Genomic DNA, 2414 nt, shown 5'->3' with positions numbered 1-2414 from the left:
AAACGGGATTGCCACCACTCTATTACGGGGCAAATTAGTTTTCTCCGCTTGAAACTACAGTTCCAGCTAAAGGAAACTATAGTTTCATCGGTGAGAAACCAATGGTTTCAAGTAATTAGAACTAGAGTTTCAAGCGTATGAAACTAAAGTTTCAAACCGCAGAACCAACAGTTTCGCACCTTGAAACTGTTGGTTTCAAAGTAGGACACAATTCATAAGTACGGGGGTAATAAAATGAACAACTTATCCATTTATGGCTAATACTAGTAAGCACTCATTGTATGGCTGTCCCTTTTTCTATACTCTGTAGTGGAGTATATAGCATCTCTTTATCCAATAATTAGTATTCTTTATTATTGTTGATAGGTAATAGTGACATGTAATTTGTTTCTCCTGCCGTTAATTTAGTTAAAATTTCCGCTATATATTTCACCGGCCTTAATCCATTCATCTTACATGTTTCAATAATTGAGTATAACATAGAAGCATTCTTTGCCCCTAGTTCCGATCCGCAAAACAGATAATTCTTTCTTCCCATACAAATGGGCTTCATCATCCTCTCGGCCGTATTATTATCAATTTCCGCCTTTCCATTTTGCACATAGCGTGATACTGCTTCCCATTCATTGACAGCATATCTGACCGCTTTTAGAAAAAGGTTGGCTGTATCCCCGCGTGTTTGATCAAAAACGGGTTTTATCATCTGCCATATTTCTGCCAATATAGGAATTGCCCTCTTCTGACGTTCCATCCTGCGTTCATCTTCGGAGAGAAGATTAATTCTGCAATCCGCCTCCACCCAGTATAGGTTTGATATCAGGTTGATTATATCTGCAGACCGATGGTCGGTCTGTAATGCATCGACAAACTTTCGCCTGACGTGTGCCATACATCCGTACCGTGTTATTGAGGAATCTTCCCGTTCAAACATTTTATAGACATTGTAGCCGTCGGTGGTGACACTTCCCCGGAAGCCTGCGAAGAACTTTTGGGCGACCTTCATGCTACGGCTGCCGTTGTCATACAGATAATAAGCTATTTTCCGGTCGGGATTCTTTATTCCCCAAATGTATTGTTTACGGTATTCATACTTACCCTTCTGCTGGTTGTACACTCTGACTTGTTCGGTAGTCTCATCACTGAACAGCATGCTTCCGGGTGTGAGAAGCAACTGCCGGAAAGGTTCCTCAAGCTTGCACAACTCCTTCATGTGCCTCTTTATCCAGGCCAAAACGGTAGAGGTGTTGAAACGTGCACCGGCATCCTTGAGACGGTCTACGACCCGTTCAAGAGACAAACCGTACTGGTATTTGTCAACCAAAATGCGGGCCATCAGTTCAAAATCCACAGGATATCCTTCAAGGACGTTCTCAAACGGTCTGCGGGTATCATTTGTCTGTAGGCTGATAATAGTTCGAGATGTTTCCCTGTGTATCCACCAGCCGTACAAGTTTGAATACATGTTTGACCACTTGATGTTGAATCGAGTATTGAATCCATTCACGTATGCCTATCTTGCGTGCACCCGAAGGGATATCCGATTCATCACAGTAATGTACCACCACATTCTCCGCACCGGTGGACTGCTTGCCATAATCCTTACGGCAGGAAGGGGATTCAGGCCGGGGAGCGGCCTCAGAAGAGGCTGATTCCGCAGCTTTCTGCTCCAAGTCTTCAACCGGAGCCGAAGGAGCGGAGCCGTCAAAATCATCCTTATCCTCTTTGAGGTCTTTTTGCTTCGTTGCGGACAAGGAAGATTTCTTCTCGGATTTACGCCCGTATAACTGCCGTTTCTGTCTGGCAATCTCATAAAGCTCATCAGCACGCGTATTCTCGAGCGCTTCAAGGGCACTGGAAAGCTCCTGTATTTTCTCTTCTGCGGCTGACTTGGCCTCAAGGGTCCGAGAAAGACGGTTGGAAAGCGCCTTGTTGTCATGTCTCATGCTTTTCAGTTCCTCAAGTGCCCTGTCAAGTTTAGACAGGATCTGCATATTACCCGACTGCTGTTCACGCTGCAAGTCATCAAGCAGGTTTCGAAGCCGCAGGTTCTCATCATCCTTTGACAGTAGCTGGGCGATTAATATGTTGATCGTTTCCTTGTCTTCCATGTCGCAAATATACAAAATAAAGCTGACTTATGCAAGACTTTTAATATATTAATATATTGATAATCAAATATATAACCTTGTATAATCGATTCTTCTGTAACCTCGTACTACCCTACGAGTAATTCTTTGCGGACAGTACCCTGGAGCAGAACCACGAGTTTCTCCCAACCGATTTCATAACGATGACTGGCCTTGCAGAAAACAGGCAGGAGGAAACGGTCTTTGTCCAGCTTCTTCCAATAAAGCACGTATCCCCCTGTATCATGATGAAGGATTTTGATGTTCCGCCGGTCCTTACTCAAAAAG

Annotated in this window: 3 protein-coding genes; all 3 read right to left on the bottom strand. The window is 44.0% G+C overall.

Annotated features, from left to right (window positions below):
• Nucleotides 1-340: 340 nt before the first annotated feature.
• Entirely contained in the window at nucleotides 341-1462 is a 1122-nt protein-coding gene (gene tnpC / locus BSAG_RS25610) for an IS66 family transposase (RefSeq protein ID WP_232287657.1), read from the bottom strand.
• Nucleotides 1389-2108: a hypothetical protein gene (locus BSAG_RS25605; RefSeq protein WP_008997461.1), complete on the bottom strand. Its 720-nt coding sequence runs from the start codon at nucleotides 2106-2108 to the stop codon at nucleotides 1389-1391. Before BSAG_RS25605 ends, tnpC begins: the two co-directional genes overlap by 74 nt.
• A 107-nt stretch (nucleotides 2109-2215) precedes the next feature.
• Nucleotides 2216-2414: IS66 family insertion sequence element accessory protein TnpB (gene tnpB, locus BSAG_RS13680; RefSeq protein ID WP_008997460.1), on the bottom strand; the 199-nt coding region annotated here is incomplete at its 5' end.

Source organism: Bacteroides sp. D1 (assembly GCF_000157095.2).
In the GTDB taxonomy this organism is placed as follows: domain Bacteria; phylum Bacteroidota; class Bacteroidia; order Bacteroidales; family Bacteroidaceae; genus Bacteroides; species Bacteroides xylanisolvens.
Note: the sequence above shows the minus strand (reverse complement) of the source record. Positions and strands in the feature narration are given on the sequence as shown.